Origin of the sequence: Sorangium sp. So ce375 (genome assembly GCF_051473855.1) — a bacterium.
Lineage (GTDB): Bacteria > Myxococcota_A > Polyangia > Polyangiales > Polyangiaceae > Sorangium.
In genome coordinates this window covers 1,448,996-1,465,346 of the sequence record NZ_CP150335.1, presented here as the reverse complement: position 1 = coordinate 1,465,346, position 16,351 = coordinate 1,448,996, and the positions used below count along the sequence as shown (strand labels likewise).

Below are 16,351 nucleotides of genomic sequence, written 5' to 3'. Positions count from 1 at the left end.
ACGCCGATCTGGGCCACGCTCGCCTCCGCGGCGTAGACGTTACGCCCGCCGAAAAGTCGAAGGCCCGAGGGGTGCCACCCTCGAGCCTTCTGGAGCTCCGCGTTGCCGGAGTCCCCCACCTTCATCACAAGCCGGGCTCCAGGTCCAGATAGCGGCGGCATGGAGCCCGTTGTCTTCGTCCGCCTACCGCCTCGCCCACTGCGCCCGCTGCCGCGTCCAGCTTCGCCTCTGCCGTCGTTGCGATCGCGGCCAGCGCCTCTGCCCCGACTGCCGCCCGCTCCGGCGTCGTGAGTCGCTCCGCCGCGCCGGCGCCGCCTACCAGACCCAGCTTCGCGCTCGCCGCCTCCATGCCGCTCGCCAGGCCCGGTACCGCGACCGGCGGCGGGACAAGTTCTCCGCGCAGAAAGTGACGCATCACGGGGTGACACAAGCCGCGGGCGCGCCTCACCCGGCCCGGCCGGGTTCGCGGCGAGCCGCTTCCCTCGCGGCGAGCCGCTTCCAGGTCAGATGCCGGCTCCACGCACCAGAAGCACGATCCCCGTCGCCATCACGACGGCGCCGGCATAGCGCAGCCCCCGCGACAGGGACTCTCGACCGGCGGCGAGCTCGCCGAGGACGAGACCGCAGAGATGAAGCACGGTCGTGCTCAGCAGAAAGCCCATGGCATACAGCGCCGGGCTGGCCGCATGAGGCATCTCCAGGCCGTGGGCATGTCCGTGAAAGACACCGAACATCGCCACGCATCCAGAGAGCAGGCACGGTGAGGAGCCACGGGTCGTGGTGACGATGCCGAGACCGAGCGCCGCGACCGACGCCGCGATGCAAAGCTCGCCCAGGGGCATAGGCCATTGCGCCATTCCCAGGAGGCCGCCGACCAGCATCGCGGCGACGAACGTGGCGGGGATCCGGAGGAGGTGCTTTCCGCCGAGCTGCGAGCTGACGACACCGACGCTAACCATCGCGAGCAGGTGGTCCGCGCCGAACACCGGATGGAAGAGGCCCTTCAGAAATCCCGCATCGGCGTCGCCCGGGTGCGCCCAGCTCACGGAGGGCCACGAGACGAGCGTGGCGACGAGCAGGGCGCGCGCGCCGGGATATGAAGCCCATTCCATCGTCTTTTGGATCGTGGATTTCATGAAGCGCCTCTCCTCGTCAGGCGTTCGCCACGCGCGCTGCCGTCGATGCAGGATCGCTGTGGAATAGCTTGTAGGCGAGCGCCGCGAGCAAGAGCTCGGTACCTGCGATGAGCACGTTCGGGTAGAGCGGGACGCCCGCGACGACCGGGAGCGGCATGTCGGGTCCCGCGAGCAGGCTGGTCCCAGGGACGAGCCACGTAATGTAGAAGAAGGGCGACCAGATGATGACGACGACCCAGGCCGCCACGTTGAACCCGACCTGGGGCTCCATGGACCGCCGCCAGATCATCCACAATCCGACGATCGTCACGCCACACAGGATGAGCAGCATGAGGGCGCCATGAAAGCGCGCATGCTCATGCCATGCAGGGTTGAACAGGTGGGTTTTATTGTAGTCCACGCCGACAGCGACGATGGCGCTGCTCGCCAGAACGAACGTGAGAATGACTCTTCCCAGGGTACTTCGGTTCATAGTGATAGGCTCCTGACTCTCGTTGGTTGAAATGGCCCGTCTCCCTCATGGTCTTTTGCTTCTGCACGGTTTGGTTCGCTTCGCTCGGCGATGCGGTGGAGCTGATGATGTCCCCGGGGATGAGCACGATCTCGGGAGCGTCGGCGCGCCCTGCCGCGCTGTCGTCCTCCGAACCAGGGGCTTCGCAGCTGCACAAATCCAGCGTGCCTAAGATCGACGCGACCAACATGGCCGTGAACCCGAGCTTTCCCTTCCGCATGCGCTTACTATGGGAGCTCCGTGGTGAATCGCGAAGACCATAGCCGCCGATTCTCACCAATAACAATATATTGTTCCAATCGATCGATTCGATCTTCTGATTGATCCATGGTACGGTCGATGCCGTGGACCTACGACACCTTCGCTATTTCCTGGCCGTCGCCGAAGAACGCCATTTTGGCCGCGCCGCGCAGCGGCTGCACATCGTTCAGCCGGCGCTGAGCATGCAGATTCGGGCGCTCGAAAACGAGATCGGCGGCGCGCTGTTTGTGCGGACGAGCCGGCGCGTGGAGCTGACCGAAGCCGGCGCATTGCTGGTCGTCGAGGCGCAGCGGGCGGTCGCGCAGGCGGAGCGGGCCAAGGCGATCGTCCAGCAATCGCTGCGCGGCGATATCGGCAAAGTTCGCATCGGTTACGCGGGCAACGCGATCCTCACTGGCAAGATGACGGACCACCTGCGAGCGTTCCGCAAAGCCCATCCTGCCGCGGAGATCGAGCTGCACGAGATGCCACCTTCGAGGCAAGCAGAAGCCGTGTGGGCCGGCGAGATTGACGTCGGCTACTGCCCGGCGCTCGCTCTCAGGGTAGATCGGCGGTTGAGCGTCGAACCGATCGGCGCTTGGCCGCTGGTGGTCGCGATGGCAGAGGAGCACACGCTCGCGGCGCACAGGCGCGTGACTCCGAAGATGCTCGCCGGAGAGCCGCTCATCACGTTCCGATCGGAAGAGGCCGATGACGACGTGCTGAAGAGATTGATTCTCGTGATAGGACGTGAGCCGCGCCGGGTCCACCGCGCCGACACCACCTTGAGCATGCTGGCGTTGGCCGGCGCTGGCCTGGGCGTGGCGCTGACTCCAAAACCGCTGATTCAGGTGAAGATTCCCCGCCTCGTCTATCGTCCGTTGGTCGCGCCGAAGAACGTCTTCGCCGAGTTGCACCTGATCAGCCGCGCTGACGAGACCGCCGGCGCTGTACGCGCCTTCGTGAAGCTGGCATCCGGCTCCTCGGCTCGGGCCACCTCACGGTATTCCTGAGGCAGCTTCAGCTCATCCCGCCCGGTCGCGGCACAGTGGTGCTAGAAGGCCGAACAGGTTGAAAGTCGTCTAAATTTAATGGATTTCGAAACCCAACGATCCGCCGGGGACCAAGCTCCAAGGGAATGCGGGAAAGAAGAAACCGCAAGGGCGCGAGGGGCGCAAGGGATGAGAGATGAGATATTTGTATCTTCCCTTGCGCCCCTCGCGCCCTTGCGGTTTCTTCTTCTCTTTCCGCTAGTTTCCCGAGGCCCTAATGTGATCGGTGTTCTAGGAGCGCGCATATCCGGGCAACCTGGCTGACCTCCTCGCCCCGGCCGACCGGGAGGACCACGATGCGCTCCGAGGCCTGATCAGCCGGAGCTGGGCCAGCAGGTCGCGCGCCTCGACTGGGCCGCAGGGGGGACGGCGCCTGCTGCTCGGCGACGCAGTGCGGGTCCGCGAAGGCCACGTCCCGGCGTCGGTCGGGCTTGCTACCGGCGCGACCTTCCTCGCCCCTCCGGTTCCAGGCCGAGCAGCCGGCCAATCGCCTCGTGAACCACCCGGGCCGCCTCCCCATCACCGAGGGCGGCGGCGCGGCTCAGGGTGCCGGCGAGCGAGGCAACCACGGCGGCTCGAGGCGAGTGATCGACTATCGCGAGTTCGCCGAGCCCCACGCTCGCCGGTTGGACCAAGCCGCCGCTTTCGGGCGCTTCAAGGTCCGCCTCGAGGCGCTCGGCGACCTCGCAGGCGGCCGGCACCTGGCCGGGCGACGCGGAGGCAGCTTCGTTCGCCGCGCGTGCTTCCGGTGCCGCGTCTACGGGGCCGTCTGCGCCTGCCGAGCCTCCCTTGCCGCTCAGCTCGGGGATCGCCTCATCCAAGGGGGCAAAGTCGCTCAAGCCGAGTTCCGCGGCCTTGCGCGCGGCGCGCTTGTAGTGGTGGATCTAGCGGCTCGACCTATGCCCGGTTCGGTCGGAGATCCACGTCTCTGTGCGGCCGTTCGCGAGCTTGATGGTGATGGTCACCTACACGCTCGGACCGCCAGGTAAGGGCGGCGTGAGCTGGGATTGGTCTGGCGACGAGATCACGGGGGAGGACGGCATCCAGGTCGAGACGCAGCGCTTCCCTGAATAGGATCACGACCCATCAGGCGAACCCTGTAAACGGTGTGAGCGGCATACGCCTCGGGCGATCCGCCATAGCGTGATCGCCGTAACATCCGCCGTGGCGACCGAAGCAGCCGCGGAACTCGGCCAGGTCCGAGACACGCGAACAAGAGCTCGTCAATCCAAGATAAAGTGAGCGTCCTACCGTCCGCTCGAGGGAAGAATGCCGCCTGGTGGGTACCCAGCTCTGCGAGATCGTTCGGTACTCGATCTGCGCGCCCCCCCTCGATCGACAGGATCGGAGACCGACCGGACACCTTTCGCCAAGAGCGCGCCATGTGCTGGACGCGCGTCCGAGATAGAGTGAGTGTGTCGTCCAGACCGCGGCGCGCGTCAGCTGGCTTCACGTGAACGAATCCACGGCCAAACCCATCCTCCGGCGCGTCTCCCAGGACGACGATGTCGAGATCCGGCTGCTCGGGCCAGTAGCCGAGCCTCCACGCGCAGAGCGCCCACAGCATCAGCCTATCCCTCCACAACCCGGACGTCCACACGACGATTCTCTGCCGCGACTTTAACGCGTTGATGACATCATGAAACCGCGAACAAAATTGTGTCCTTTCCCGCCCTCGAAGATTCCAATAATCGCTCCGCCTCTCACAATGGACTTCGGGGTCGGACGCGCACGGCCCCTCCAGCACGTTGTCGCCCACGAAACGCACAGGAAGGCGAAGCCCGCGCCGGATCGCTCTCCGAATATCCTCATTTGAAGTGACGTGAATCGTCATTGGAGCCTCAGAACAAACACTTCTTGCAATCCCGCGATGGAGGATCCCCGGACTCGCATCGTCTACTGCAGGTCTTCGCCACCGCTGAACTCGAGTGCCTGCGCCGACGCCGGAACAAGGACGAGCGCGCATGCGCAGAGCAGGCCGACGTTGCCGTGTGCGCACATGGACATGGCGGAAGCCCAGGCCAGCTCGCGACGCGCGCTGTGGGGTACGAACGATTTTCCTGGGCGTGTGGCGCGGGCGTCAACGAGAAACGCCGCGGTGCAACCGCAGTGGATGGGGGTCGACCCGTCCCGGGTGTGCGCCGGTGCGCAAGGCGGCTACGCGGCTGGAGTGTTCGTCAACCAGATGGTTGGCGAACGGCCCTCACCGTAATTCGCAGCGCCGCGACTATTCCGCTTGACTATGGCGGACGCACCGTGCGGCCCGGCATGCGCTTCGACCTCTACGACCGCAGCGGCGGAGAGGAGCCGAGCTCACCCCCCGCCGCCTTTCAGCGGTACAACGTCATCCGGCGCCGGATCGAACGTGCGCTGGAGGCGCGGTCACGACCACGACACCTCGAACTCGCACGCCCTGGCGCCGCGGAAGCGGCAGCGGGTGTGCAGGCAGCGGCCCTCCCGGGCGCCCACGTGGGACAGGATCCGCTCCTCCCATGCCGGGATGCCCACCGCGCAGGTGACCGGCCCGGGAGCGCGGTCCGGGAGCCGCGACGCGGTGAGGCGGACCGTGAAGCGCTTCGGGGCGACCTCGGTCGCCTCCACCGTGCCCTCGTCGAAGTAGCGCTCCCACAGCGAGGAGGACCGGCGCAGCACCGTGGCGGGGGACGCGGCCTTGAACAGCACCGTGAAGAACCGTTGCAGGTCCGCCGCGGCGATGGCGCTGACCACGGGCCGGAAGCACTGCGGATTGCCATCTCCGAACAGCGCCACGTAGCGGTCGATGAGGCTGTTCCAGAGGCTGACCGGGTACCAGCCGTGCGGCAGGATGATGCCGCCCACCTGCGCGGCGTCCTGCGGGCTCAGGCCTTCCAGCCACCGCGCCACGCCGGCGGCGCCGTGCTGCGCGGCCACGAAGTCCTTGAACCCCCCCAGCGCGTTGCCCTTGACGTTGCTCATCGAGATCGCTCCACCGGGCGGCCGTCGCCGGACCCGTCGGGTGCCGGGCAGGAAGGATCCTGACGAGGGTCCCGGGCAGATGCAATCGCGCCGGCCGGGTGCCGCGAAGAGCCGGCGGGCGTGGTTGGGAGCGCGCTTTCCGGCGGGCGCCGTACTACAATCGCCGGCGTGAAACCGTGCCCCTTCTGCGCGGAGCAGATCCAGGACGCCGCGATCAAGTGCCGCTTCTGCGGCAGCATGCTCGACGATCGAGCGGCGGTGGCCGCGGCCCCCGCCGCGCCGCTCGCCCCCGCCGCCCACGCCGGCGGCGCGCTCGCCCACGCTGGCGGCGCGCTCGCCCCCGCCGCCCACGCCGGCGGCGCGCTCGCCCCCGCCGCACACGCCGGCGGCGCGCTCGCCGCCTCGCCGGGCGCGGCCCGCGTCATCTTCGAGGGGACGCCGAGCTGGAAGGCGTGGTTCTGGTCCTACGTGGCGGCGGGCGTGCTCTCGCTCGTGCTGGTGGGCCTCGTGTGGCTCGGCATCCTGCACTGGAAGCGAAAGAGCCTCCGCTACAAGATCACCGATCGCACGATCGACTACGAGGCCGGCCTGCTCACCCGCCGGATCGAGACCCTCCAGCTCTGGCGCGTCCTCGACATCGACCTCCGCCAGACGTTCATGCAGCGGCTGCTCGACGTCGCGGAGATCCGCGTGTTCACGAAGGACGCGAGCGACCCGGAGCTCGTGATCCGCGGGCTGCCGGCGTCGCGCGACCTGTTCGAGGCGCTCAAGAACGCGGCGGAGCTCGCGCGCCAGCAGCGCGTGCTCGGCGTCGTGCAGTGAGCGGCGGCCCACGCAGGCCGGATCGGAGCCCCACCATGCGCCCGAGGCGATCCCCGCTCGACGAGCTCCCGGACGTGCGCGACGGCCTGACCCGCGCCGAGCGCATCATCCTCTGGAAGCTCTCCGAGCTCGAGAAGGAGTTCGGCGGCCGCAACGTGCCCACGGCCACGCTCTACGGCCGCGTCGTCGAGCACATCGACCTGTCGGTCCCCGAGTTCCAGCGCCTGATGCAGCGCCTCGTCGGCGTGCGCTGAGCGCGGCGCGGCCCGCCCTCGCGCCGGATCGCCGCCGCCCGTCACGCGGCCGCCTGCTCGATGGCGGCCCGCAGCGCGGACACGGACGCGCTGCGCAGGTACACGACGGGGGCGCCCTCCGCCGCGAGGCGCTGCATCTGATCGCGCAGCGCGTGCGAGACCATCGTCACCATGATCACGATGAGCGCGATCCTGCCGACGCCGTGGCGCGAGCCCGGCGGCACGCGGTTCTCGTAATGGCGCAGCGACCAGCCGTGCTTCTCGGCCACATCGCGGTAGCGGCTCGACATGCCCCCGCTGCCGCCGATGACCAGCACCGTCTGCTCCTCGCGCTTCCTGTCGACCGCCTGGGAACGCCGCTCCGCCTTCATGCCGAGCCTTAGAGCAAGGCGTAAGCCACGCTTCTCGACCGGTTATCTCGGCGCAAATCTCATCGTTTTGATCTATTCCCGGGGATTTCCCGGCAAAATGTCGGTGAGGCGCGGGGACCTTTGTCATCGTGACATGACGACCGCGCGGGCTCGGCGGCGCTGGCCACGCGGGCGCGCCGGCGCTGTGGTACGAGAGCGGCCCCGCCCTGTCCCGCCGCGCCATGCCGTCTCCCCCCGCACCGCCCTGCGACGCGCCCCCGCCCGGCACCGTCGAGCGCTGGGCCTGGGATTACGTCCTCTCGACCGATCTCGAGCACAAGCTCTCTCCGCCGCCCGTGCCTTCCCTCTGGGAGTCGGATGCCACGCTGTCGACGTCGAGCGGCGCGCCGTCCCCGCCGCGGCGCCTCGATCGACCTGGACGGCCCGCCGCGCTGCACATCTCGGCGCGCGCGCAGAAGAGCCCGGGGCCCGAGGCGCTGCGCAACCCGGCGCGCCGCGCGCAGCTCTTCCACGCGTTCCTGCACCACGAGCTCCAGGCGGCGGAGCTCATGGCCTGGGCGCTGCTCGCCTTCCCGGAGACGCCCCGCGCCTTCCGCGTCGGCCTCGTCCGCATCGCCCTCGACGAGGTGCGCCACATGCGGCTCTACGCCGCCTACCTCGCCGCGATCGGCCACCGCTTCGGCGACTTCCCGGTGCGCGACTGGTTCTGGTCGCGGGTGCCCGCCGCCGCGTCGCCCGCGCAGTTCGTGGCCGTGATGGGCATGGGCCTCGAGGGGGGCAACCTCGACCACACGGCGCGCTTCGCCGAGCGCTTCCGCGCCATCGGCGACGTCGAGGGCGCCGAGCTCACGGAGCGGGTCTGCGCCGAGGAGATCCCGCACGTGCGCTTCGGGGTCCGCTGGTTCCGCCGCTTCACGCAGGCAAGCGGCAGCGATGGCCGAGGGGGGCGTTGCACCTCGACCGGAGGCGATCCGGCCGGCGCGGGTGATGCCGCGCCGCGCGGACCGGACGACTCCTCGCCGCGCGGGCAGGACGACTCCTCGCCGCGCGGGCCGGACGACCCCTCGCCGCGCGGGCCGAGCGACTTCGAGGCGTGGGTTCGCCACATCCCGCCGCCCCTCTCGCCGCTCCTCATGCGGGGGGATCCGATGAACCGCCGCGACCGCAGCCGCTCCGGCCTCTCCGAGCCGTTCCTCGACGCGCTGGCCTCATGGACCGAGCGAGCGCCTGGATCCTGAACTTCGACGCGGACGAGGAGCTGGCGCGCCCTCGGGGGTACACCCCGCGCGCCGCGGTCGCCGGCCGGGCTCCTTGGCTCGCCGGCCTTGTCTCAGCCCTGCTGCGCCCCGGCGACGTCGTGCTCAGCCCCGAGCTCCCCTCGCCGCTCGTCCCGCCGGCGCCGCCTGGCGCCGCCCTCGTCGGGCGCGCGTGGTGCCCCACGCCCCGCGCGCTCCGCCTCCTCGGCCGCGCCGGCGTCGCCCCCGCGGAGGCGCCGCCGCTCGACGTGCTCCGCCGCGTCAACCACCGGAGGTTCTGCGCCGACCTCGGCCAGACGCTGCCAGGCGCCCGCTACGTCGTCTCCCTGGCCGAGCTCGAGGCCGCCCTCGCCGAGCCCACGCCGAGCGGCCACTGGCTGCTCAAGCGGCCGTTCGGCTTCGCCGGGCGCGGCCGGCGCCGGGTCGCCCGCGGCGCCCTGCCGCCCGGCGCGCGGCCCTTCGCCGTCGCGTCGCTCGACCCCGCCTCCCCGGACCGCGGCCTGCAGGTCGAGCCCTGGGTCGAGCGCCGCGGCGATTTCTCGCTGCACGGCCACGTCGCCCGCGGCGGCGCCGTGCGCCTCGGCGCCCCCTGCGTGCAGCGCTGCGACGCCGCCGGCGCCTACCTGGGCGCCGCTCCGGCCGGCGACGGCGACCTCGACGCCGACGAGCGCCGGCGGCTCGTCGACGCCGCGCTCGAGGCGGGGGAGGCGCTCGCCGGCGCGGGTTATTTCGGCCCCTTCGGGATCGACGCCTTCCGCTGGGAGGACGAGCGAGGGGGCGTGCGCTGGAATCCCCGGTGCGAGATCAACGCCCGCTACACGATGGCGTGGGCCATCGGCATGGGGGGCGCGCGGCCCGATCTCGAGTGACGAGCCCCTCGCTCGGGGGCGTGCGCGGCGCGCCGCGCCCATCCCGTCATCCCAGGTGCCCCAGGTCCCGCGCCGCCGGCAGGTGCGCTGAGCCAGCCGTCACGCCCTGCGCCGCGCGGACGGCGCGCACCACGGCCCGCGTGCACACCTCGGCCGCCATCACGGAGAGCGTCATCATGCCGAGCGCCTTGCCGGACGCGCCCGTGCCCAGCGCGAAGAGGGCGTCGCCGTCGGAGAGCGTGTGGAGCGGGTGGATCGCCCGCGCGAGGCCGTCGTGCCCCACGGTGGCGAGGCGGCAGGCCTGCACCTTGGTGAGCACGGCATCGGTGGCGATCACGCCGATGGTGGTGTTGCTGCCCACGAGCATGGGCCTGGGCACGTCGCCCCGCAGCAGCGCGCGCCGCGTGTCCAGAAGGCGCGCGCCGTCCTCCGTGCGCGCGCCGGCGAGCACCTCGCCCGTCTCCGGGTCGACGACGTCGCCCAGCGCGTTGCACGCGACGATGGCGCCCACGGTCACGCCGTCGACGGTGACGGTGGCGCCGCCGATGCCGCCCTTCATCGCGCGGTGGAAGCCGAAGATCTTGCCGACCGCGGCGCCGGCCCCGGCCCCCACGTTGCCTTCGGCGGGCGGCGCGTTCGACGCGGCCTCGCAGGCGGCGTAGCCGGCGGCGGCGTCGGGGCGGATGCGCTGGTCGCCCAGCGCCAAGTCGAACAGCACGGCGCCGGGCACGACGGGCACGCGGGCAGGGCCGACGGCCATGCCCACGCCGCGCTCGTCCAGCCAGCGCATCACGCCGCTGGCCGCGTCCAGGCCCCAGGCGCTGCCGCCGGCCAGCAGGATGCCGTGCACGCGCTCGACCACGTTGGACGGCGCGAGCAGGTCGGTCTCGCGCGTGCCAGGCGCGGCGCCGCGCACGTCCCCGCCGGCGACGGCGCCCTCGCGCGCCAGCACCACGGTGCAGCCCGTGGGGCGGCGGCTGTCGGTGAAATGGCCGACCTCGATGCCGGCGACGTCGGTGATCGCGCCGGGGCGCGGGGAGGCGGACGCGGGGGCGCTCGAAGGCATGAAGTCATTATCCATGGCCCCCAGCGCCCGCGCCACGCGGCCGCGGCCAGCGCGCGGCCGCCGGCTTCGGCAAGTTGGTTTGAATCTCCACCGGCGCATCGGCGTGCTCTGCTCGCGCGGTGGCCCGAGAGATCGGCATCCGCGACTACGACGCGGCCAGCCACGACGACGACAGGTGGTGGGCTTCGTACTACACCAGCGACAAGAGGAAGAGCAGCTCCAAGGGCAAGGGAATGCGGGAGAGAGAAAAACCGCAAGGGCGCGAGGGGCGCAAGGGGAAGACAAAAAGCTATCTCATCTCTCTTTTCTTGCGCCCCTCGCGTCCTTGCGGTTTTTCTTCTCTTCTGTTGAATTCCCCGAGACTCTAATGTGGTCGGCGTTCTAATCGCAGCCGGGCGGGGCGGGCAGCCCGAGCAGCGAGAAGAATGAGCCGAACGTGTTGTCCTCGAAGCAGCTGCCGTGCGCGTCCGGCACGGTGAGCAGCGTCAGGTCGCTCGCGGCAAAGGCGAAGGGGTTCTCGGCGGGCGATCCTGGATCCAGCCCGTTGCCCAGCACCGTGTTGCCTGCCACGTGGTTGTCGCGGGCGTCCTGGTCCAGCAGATACGGAACGGTGATCGAAGGATCCGCCTGGCAGTCGAGGTCCGGCGCGCTGCTGGCCGCCGCACAGTAGTCTGCGATCGCGATACCCGAGAGCTTGTTGCCGAAGACACGGTTGCCCGAGATCTCCGACTCGTCCACGCCTACATAGAGAATACCGGACCCGGGCGGGATAACTGAAAGGAGGCTCCCCGGCCGCGCCGTGTTCGGCCTGTTGTTGTCGTACACATCGTTGTCACGGACGTTGATCCGCTTGGCGCCCGCCCGGACGTCGAAGATGCCCGGCAGCAGCACGACCGAGAACCCCACGGAGTTGTTCCTGGCCACGTTGTACGTCAGATCGATATCGTCGCTGTTGGACACCTCGAAGCCGTTTGTGTTGTCCTCGACCAGGTTGTGCGTGGCCAGGACGTCCTCGGAGGTCTCGATCCAGATGCCGCTATCGTCGGCGCCCGTGGCCTTGCTCAGCGCGATGAGCCCGTTGCGTGAGCGCGTGGGGAAGATCCCGTAGTTCTTGTTGTTGTCCGAGTGGACGTCCACGATCCGGAAGCCATCGACGCGCTCCGTGAACAGGCCGTTGTTGACGAAATTGCGGATGGTGATGCCGCGGATCTCGACGTCGTACAGGACGGGGGCGTCGCTGGTCGACCCGCTGTGAACGCCGGGCCTGAGCTCGAACGGCGGCGCCATGCTCTCGTGGCAGCCCATGCAGTCGTTGCGCTCGCTGGGCACGACGACGATGCCGTTGCGCTGGCCGCCGGCGTTCTCGAGGACGACGCGCTTTGTCGGGGTGCTCTGCCCGATGAGCGAGATGCCGCTCTTGTTGATGATCAGGCCGTTGGTCGGGCTGGCGGTCTCCCGGTACACGCCTGCCAAGACGAAGATCCTGGCCCCATCGCTCGCCTGGTCGATCGCTTCCTGGATCGACTGGCCTGGCCGGACGACGATCGTCTGGCGCTCGTGCCCGCCGAGCGGGAGCAATCCATCCATCCGATCTGCCAGCATCGCGCCGGAGGCACGGGCCTGTACAGAGACGAGGCACGCGGCAGCTCCGCCCAACACGGCACACAACACGACGAGCACGTCGCGATGAAACTTCATGGAACCCCCTCTGCGATCCCGGCCATCGGGATCTTCTCATGGCTCGGGTCCAGCACCGGCGCGCGGGAGACTCTGAAAATCGCGTCCTGGAAGCGCCACGTTGCCACCTACCCCGCGCCGCGAGCGCGATCCCGTTCGCCTCGTCGACGCCGAGCCTTTCGGCAGCATCCTGTGGTGCACACTCGCCCGCGCTGCGTCATACGACAAATGAACGCGCGATTTCTCTATATCGCGATATACCATGACTTCCGCTCGTCGGCAAACCATGGCGCTTCACGACTTCAGCGGATCTCGACGCCAGGAGGCGGAGATTGGCAGGAATCCCCGGCAGCTCTCTGGCGCGGTCCCCGCGGTCGTCCGGAACAACATCTTCGTCGGACGGGGAACGCTGACGAACCAGGGCAACGCGAGCCTCTGGACGAATTTCGGCGGCAGCAGGCGAGCGAGCGCCTCAGGGCGAGCTGCGGCTGCTCGGCGCGCGGGGGGGTCTTCGGGGCTGACCCCTCCTGCGCGGTTGACGCTGACACGCGAGGCCTTGTAGGTACGCCGGACCTGAACGGAGAACGACGGGAACATCATGATCTCGAATCGACGCTATGTCGCGCTGGCCTCCCTGTGCCTCGCGCCGCTGCTCGGAGCGTGCGGTGACGACGCCGGTGATTCCGGTAACGGCACCACCTCGAGCGGAACGACCACGGCATCGGGCACGGGCGGTGGCGGCGGAGAAGAGACCACCACCTCCTCCGGCAATGGCGGTGGGGGCGGCACTGGCGGCGACGGCGGCGGACAGGCCTATACGTTCCGGCAGGTGGGCGGATTCGCCACCCCCGAGAGCTGCTACTGGGATCCGGACGACCGGGTCTGGTACGTGTCGAACATCGGCGGAGACAGCGAGCCGGGCTGGATCAGCCGGCTCGACGAGGATGGCGCGGTGCTCGACGCGAAGTGGGTCGAGGGCCTCAATGATCCGAAGGGGATCCGCCGCTTCGAGGGCGCCCTCTACGTGGCCGACGTCGACAGGGTCCTCGGAATCGCCCTCTCGGACGGCAGCGTCACCGAGTACCCCATCCCGGACGCCCAGTTCGTCAATGACGTCGCCGTCGACGAGGCCGCGGGACAGATCTACACGTCCGACTCGCTCGCGCAGACCATCTATCGATTCGACGCGGGCGACCCCGAGAGCGTCGAGCTCTTCCTGGAATCCGAGGACATCACCGGCCCGAACGGCGTCCTCGTCGACGGCGGGGCGCTCCTTGTAGCGAGCACCGGGGAGCTCAGCACGGAGGGCCTGCTCGGGCAATTCCTCTCCATCGATCTCACCGAAAGGACCGTCACGCGCATCGGCGAGCTCGAGGGCAAGCTCGACGGCGTCGAGAGGGACGGAGACGGCTTCTGGGTGTCGGAGTGGACCTCGAGCAAGGTCTTCCGCGTCTCGGCCGACGGTACCTGGACCATCGCGTACGACCTGGCCGCGGATCACGAGCTCGGCTCGGCCGCCGACATCGGCTTCGATCCGGGGCGCGGGATCCTCTGCGTCCCCGATCTGAGCAGCAGCGTCGCGTTCATCACCGCAGAGTAGGCCGGCTCGGTCCGGCGCCGCGGAGGCGGTCCAGCCGGGGGATGCTGCGCGTCCCCTCCAGACGCGCGCCGCCCCTGCGCGCCCCCGAGCGCCGGGCGCGCCCCCTCGTGCCGCGCTCGAAGGTGGACCGCCCGTCGGCTACGCTGCGCGTCGGACATGAAACAGCACGCGCCGCGCTCCCCTGACGCCCCGGCCCCCGGGGCCCACGCGAACGCGCCCTCGCTGCCGTCGCCGCCGCCTTCCGGCGCCACGACGCAGGTCCACAAGACGCGCGTCCCGGAGGCCTTCGGAGAGGCGCCCACCATCCTGTACATGCCAGGCGACGAGCCCGCTCGCGCGCCGGGCCATGCCCCGCCCCCCGCCGGCGCTGGCGCCGCGGCGCCCGGAGACCGGGACCGCGGCGCGATCGACGAGGTCACCCTGCGCATGCCGCCCAGGGCCGGCGCCCCCGCCGGGGACGAGGCCACCCTGCGCATGCCGCCCAGGGCCGGCGCCTCGGGCGGGGAGCACGACGACCGCACGCTCAAGATGCCCGAGCGGCCGTCGCGCGGCGCGGCCGCGGACGAGGACAACGCGCCGACCGTCAAGGCCGAGCCCAAGGCGTCCTTCGTCGACCTGGACGCCGAGAGCGAGGGCGGGCCCCGGGATCTCAGGTCGTCCGCCCGCGCCTTCCTCAAGCGCCATCACAAGAAGCTCTGGTGGCTGCACACCGCGTATGCGCTCAGCCTCGGCGCCTTCGTGGTGAGCTTCGCGCAGAAGGGGTTCCAGCACGCCCGCTTCCTCGCGGTCTCGGTCAGCGTCGCGTGGCTGCTCGTGCTCCTCTTCTTCCGGCTCTTCGGCACCGGCGCCCGACAGGACTTCGCGACGGCGTGGCGGGGCGCCCGGCTGCGCTTCCTCGTGATGACCTATGTCCTGAAGAACCTCTATCAGGGCATGCTCTTCTTCCTCCTCCCGTTCTACTGGAAGAGCGCCAGCCTGGACGCGCCGAACCGGTGGTTCGTCCTGCTGCTCGGCGCCTGCGCGGTGCTCTCGACGCTCGATCTCGTCTTCGACCGCGTGCTCATGCGCTGGAAGACCCTCGCGTCGGTGTTCTACGGGGTGACGCTGTTCGCGTGCCTGAACCTCGTCATCCCCGCGCTCCTCCCCGACACGCGGACGCTGTACACGCTGCTCTCCGCCGCCCTCGTGTCCGTGCTCGGCTTCTGCACGCTGCACCTGCCGTTCGGGGCCCTCTGGAGCCGGATGGGCGTCGTGTTCCTCGTCGTCGCGATGACCGCCGGGGTCGGGCTCGCCTACGGGACGCGAGAGCTCATCCCCCCCGTCCCGATGCACCTGTCCTCCGCGGCCGTGGGCCCCTCGGTGCTCCCGGACGGCCGGCTCGCCATGTCCGTGAAATCGCTGCATTTTTCCGTGATTCGCGAGCTCCGCGCGGTGACCGACGTGGTGGTGCCGGGCGGCGACGGAGATCACCTCCTCCACGTCTGGCGGCGCGAGGGGCGCGAGGTGCTCCGCGCGCCGGAGGAGACGCTGCGGGTGCCCGGCCCGGAAGGCGCGGTGCGGCTCAAGTCGCAGCTCGTGGGCGGGAGCCTGCCGCGCCGCCTGGCAGGACGCTGGACGGTGGATGTCGAGACCGAGGACGGCCAGCTTGTCGGCCGCACGTCGTTCGAGGTGACGGAATGAGCTGGCCGCTCCGGAGCGAAGGTGAGGCGGGCGCCGCGCAGCGCGCGCGCTGGGTCGACGCGGGCAACATCGCGAACGGGTTCCTCGTGTTCGGCAACGTCGTCACGGGGTTCATCGCGATCGGCAACGTCGCGCGCGGCTTCATCGCGATCGGCAACGTCGCCGTCGGCGTCGTCGCGATCGGCAACGTCGCCATCGGCGTCCTCGGCGGGTTCGGCGCGACGATCGCCGTCGGCGCGATCGCCGGCGCGGGCGTGATCGCCCTGCCGGTGCTCGACGGGGTGGCGGGCGTGACCAGCATGCTCGATGTGCACCCGCTCCTGTCGGTGCTCCCGATCTGCCTCTGGGTCTTCGCCGCGCGCGTCCTCCCCGGGCAGCGCGCGCCCCGGCTGGGCCCGGAGCCCGAGCTCGCGCCGCTCTCGTCGGTGCTCCGCGGCGAGCGCTCCGAGGGCTGGGTCCGCGGGCGGGTCGAGCGCACGAGCGGGGGCGCGCTCCGCCTCACGCAGCGCGGCCGGACCGTCGAGCTGCCCGCGACCCCGGAGGCGCTGCGCGCGGGCGCGGCGCTGCTCCCGGAGGGGCGCGGCGCGCGGCTCTTCGCCCTCGTGCGGGCGGAGGAGCACGTCCGCGGCGGCGAGGGCGGCTACCGCGCGGCGCAGGAGCGCGAGCGGGTCCTCACCGTGGCCGATCTGCTGGCGCCGCCGGCGTGGGTGCCGCCGTGGATCAACGGCGCCGAGGTGCAGTGGTGGCTCGCGCGCGCGTGGGATGTCGGGGCGGCGGTGGCGGTCGTCCTCAGGGTAGCGCAGCTCGTCGCGGGCGCGCTCGGGTGAGCGGCTGAGCGCTCCGGAGCGGCTGAGCGCTCCGG

Annotated in this window: 16 protein-coding genes; 9 read left to right on the top strand and 7 right to left on the bottom strand. The window is 70.3% G+C overall.

Annotated features, from left to right (window positions below; all coding sequences use genetic code 11):
- Positions 1-503: 503 nt before the first annotated feature.
- Both WME90_RS05585 and WME90_RS05580 read right to left on the bottom strand, forming a co-directional pair.
- The gene (locus WME90_RS05585; protein ID WP_437280030.1) at positions 504-1,046 is read right to left on the bottom strand and encodes a HupE/UreJ family protein; all 543 of its coding nucleotides are present in this window, start codon (positions 1,044-1,046) and stop codon (positions 504-506) included.
- 106 nt (positions 1,047-1,152) lie between these two features.
- Positions 1,153-1,608: a DUF6640 family protein gene (locus WME90_RS05580; RefSeq protein ID WP_437280029.1), complete on the bottom strand. Its 456-nt coding sequence runs from the start codon at positions 1,606-1,608 to the stop codon at positions 1,153-1,155.
- Between the two features lie 383 nt (positions 1,609-1,991).
- On the opposite strand from WME90_RS05580, the gene WME90_RS05575 reads away from it, so the two are divergent.
- Positions 1,992-2,900, top strand: coding sequence for a LysR substrate-binding domain-containing protein (locus WME90_RS05575; protein ID WP_437283561.1), 909 nt, complete (start codon positions 1,992-1,994; stop codon positions 2,898-2,900).
- 473 nt (positions 2,901-3,373) lie between these two features.
- Here the strand turns inward: WME90_RS05575 and WME90_RS05570 are convergent, their stop codons facing one another.
- Positions 3,374-3,778, bottom strand: coding sequence for a hypothetical protein (locus WME90_RS05570; protein WP_437280028.1), 405 nt, complete (start codon positions 3,776-3,778; stop codon positions 3,374-3,376).
- A gap of 112 nt (positions 3,779-3,890) precedes the next feature.
- Between WME90_RS05570 and WME90_RS05565 the strand changes: the two genes are divergently transcribed.
- Positions 3,891-4,013 (top strand): hypothetical protein, encoded by a 123-nt coding sequence (locus WME90_RS05565; RefSeq protein WP_437280027.1) that lies wholly within the window; start codon positions 3,891-3,893, stop codon positions 4,011-4,013.
- Between the two features lie 1,308 nt (positions 4,014-5,321).
- On the opposite strand, the gene WME90_RS05560 is transcribed toward WME90_RS05565, so the two are convergent.
- Positions 5,322-5,894, bottom strand: a complete 573-nt coding sequence (locus WME90_RS05560; protein ID WP_437280026.1) for a hypothetical protein — start codon at positions 5,892-5,894, stop codon at positions 5,322-5,324.
- A 168-nt stretch (positions 5,895-6,062) separates the two neighbouring features.
- Between WME90_RS05560 and WME90_RS05555 the strand changes: the two genes are divergently transcribed.
- Together WME90_RS05555 and WME90_RS05550 are read left to right on the top strand one after the other, a co-directional pair.
- Positions 6,063-6,716, top strand: coding sequence for a PH domain-containing protein (locus WME90_RS05555; RefSeq protein WP_437280025.1), 654 nt, complete (start codon positions 6,063-6,065; stop codon positions 6,714-6,716).
- 35 nt (positions 6,717-6,751) lie between these two features.
- Entirely contained in the window at positions 6,752-6,970 is a 219-nt protein-coding gene (locus WME90_RS05550; RefSeq protein WP_437280024.1) for a hypothetical protein, read from the top strand.
- Between the two features lie 41 nt (positions 6,971-7,011).
- On the opposite strand, the gene WME90_RS05545 is transcribed toward WME90_RS05550, so the two are convergent.
- Positions 7,012-7,341 carry a DUF2325 domain-containing protein gene (locus WME90_RS05545; RefSeq protein WP_437280023.1) on the bottom strand — a complete coding sequence of 110 codons (330 nt, stop codon included), beginning with the start codon at positions 7,339-7,341 and terminating at the stop codon, positions 7,012-7,014.
- A gap of 221 nt (positions 7,342-7,562) precedes the next feature.
- Between WME90_RS05545 and WME90_RS05540 the strand changes: the two genes are divergently transcribed.
- Both WME90_RS05540 and WME90_RS05535 read left to right on the top strand, forming a co-directional pair.
- Complete coding sequence (locus WME90_RS05540; protein ID WP_437280022.1) at positions 7,563-8,579, top strand: ferritin-like domain-containing protein; 1,017 nt, start codon at positions 7,563-7,565, stop codon at positions 8,577-8,579.
- A complete protein-coding gene (locus tag WME90_RS05535) occupies positions 8,552-9,466 on the top strand; it encodes a hypothetical protein (protein ID WP_437280021.1) in 915 nt (304 codons plus the stop codon). Before WME90_RS05540 ends, WME90_RS05535 begins: the two co-directional genes overlap by 28 nt.
- Positions 9,467-9,512: 46 nt before the next feature.
- Here WME90_RS05535 and WME90_RS05530 read toward each other — a convergent pair whose 3' ends face one another.
- Together WME90_RS05530 and WME90_RS05525 are read right to left on the bottom strand one after the other, a co-directional pair.
- Entirely contained in the window at positions 9,513-10,532 is a 1,020-nt protein-coding gene (locus tag WME90_RS05530) for a P1 family peptidase (RefSeq protein ID WP_437280020.1), read from the bottom strand.
- A 381-nt stretch (positions 10,533-10,913) separates the two neighbouring features.
- A complete protein-coding gene (locus WME90_RS05525; protein ID WP_437280019.1) occupies positions 10,914-12,230 on the bottom strand; it encodes a right-handed parallel beta-helix repeat-containing protein in 1,317 nt (438 codons plus the stop codon).
- Between the two features lie 577 nt (positions 12,231-12,807).
- On the opposite strand from WME90_RS05525, the gene WME90_RS05520 reads away from it, so the two are divergent.
- The 3 genes from WME90_RS05520 to WME90_RS05510 all read left to right on the top strand — a co-directional run bounded on the left by WME90_RS05520 (position 12,808) and on the right by WME90_RS05510 (position 16,316).
- Positions 12,808-13,809: an SMP-30/gluconolactonase/LRE family protein gene (locus WME90_RS05520; protein WP_437280018.1), complete on the top strand. Its 1,002-nt coding sequence runs from the start codon at positions 12,808-12,810 to the stop codon at positions 13,807-13,809.
- Between the two features lie 156 nt (positions 13,810-13,965).
- Entirely contained in the window at positions 13,966-15,489 is a 1,524-nt protein-coding gene (locus WME90_RS05515) for a DUF5924 family protein (protein ID WP_437280017.1), read from the top strand.
- A complete protein-coding gene (locus WME90_RS05510) occupies positions 15,486-16,316 on the top strand; it encodes a hypothetical protein (RefSeq protein WP_437280016.1) in 831 nt (276 codons plus the stop codon). The genes WME90_RS05515 and WME90_RS05510 overlap by 4 nt, the downstream gene beginning before the upstream one ends.
- The last annotated feature ends 35 nt before the right edge of the window (positions 16,317-16,351 follow it).

What these genes read in the sequence shown, in the direction of transcription:
- WME90_RS05580 (WP_437280029.1), bottom strand. Translation starts at nt 1,608, where the DNA reads ATGAACCGAAGTACCCTGGGAAGAGTCATTCTCACGTTCGTTCTGGCG.
- WME90_RS05565 (WP_437280027.1), top strand. Translation starts at nt 3,891, where the DNA reads ATGGTGATGGTCACCTACACGCTCGGACCGCCAGGTAAGGGCGGCGTG.
- WME90_RS05560 (WP_437280026.1), bottom strand. Translation starts at nt 5,894, where the DNA reads ATGAGCAACGTCAAGGGCAACGCGCTGGGGGGGTTCAAGGACTTCGTG.
- WME90_RS05550 (WP_437280024.1), top strand. Translation starts at nt 6,752, where the DNA reads ATGCGCCCGAGGCGATCCCCGCTCGACGAGCTCCCGGACGTGCGCGAC.
- WME90_RS05545 (WP_437280023.1), bottom strand. Translation starts at nt 7,341, where the DNA reads ATGAAGGCGGAGCGGCGTTCCCAGGCGGTCGACAGGAAGCGCGAGGAG.
- WME90_RS05540 (WP_437280022.1), top strand. Translation starts at nt 7,563, where the DNA reads ATGCCGTCTCCCCCCGCACCGCCCTGCGACGCGCCCCCGCCCGGCACC.
- WME90_RS05535 (WP_437280021.1), top strand. Translation starts at nt 8,552, where the DNA reads ATGGACCGAGCGAGCGCCTGGATCCTGAACTTCGACGCGGACGAGGAG.
- WME90_RS05530 (WP_437280020.1), bottom strand. Translation starts at nt 10,532, where the DNA reads ATGCCTTCGAGCGCCCCCGCGTCCGCCTCCCCGCGCCCCGGCGCGATC.
- WME90_RS05525 (WP_437280019.1), bottom strand. Translation starts at nt 12,230, where the DNA reads ATGAAGTTTCATCGCGACGTGCTCGTCGTGTTGTGTGCCGTGTTGGGC.
- WME90_RS05520 (WP_437280018.1), top strand. Translation starts at nt 12,808, where the DNA reads ATGATCTCGAATCGACGCTATGTCGCGCTGGCCTCCCTGTGCCTCGCG.
- WME90_RS05515 (WP_437280017.1), top strand. Translation starts at nt 13,966, where the DNA reads ATGAAACAGCACGCGCCGCGCTCCCCTGACGCCCCGGCCCCCGGGGCC.
- WME90_RS05510 (WP_437280016.1), top strand. Translation starts at nt 15,486, where the DNA reads ATGAGCTGGCCGCTCCGGAGCGAAGGTGAGGCGGGCGCCGCGCAGCGC.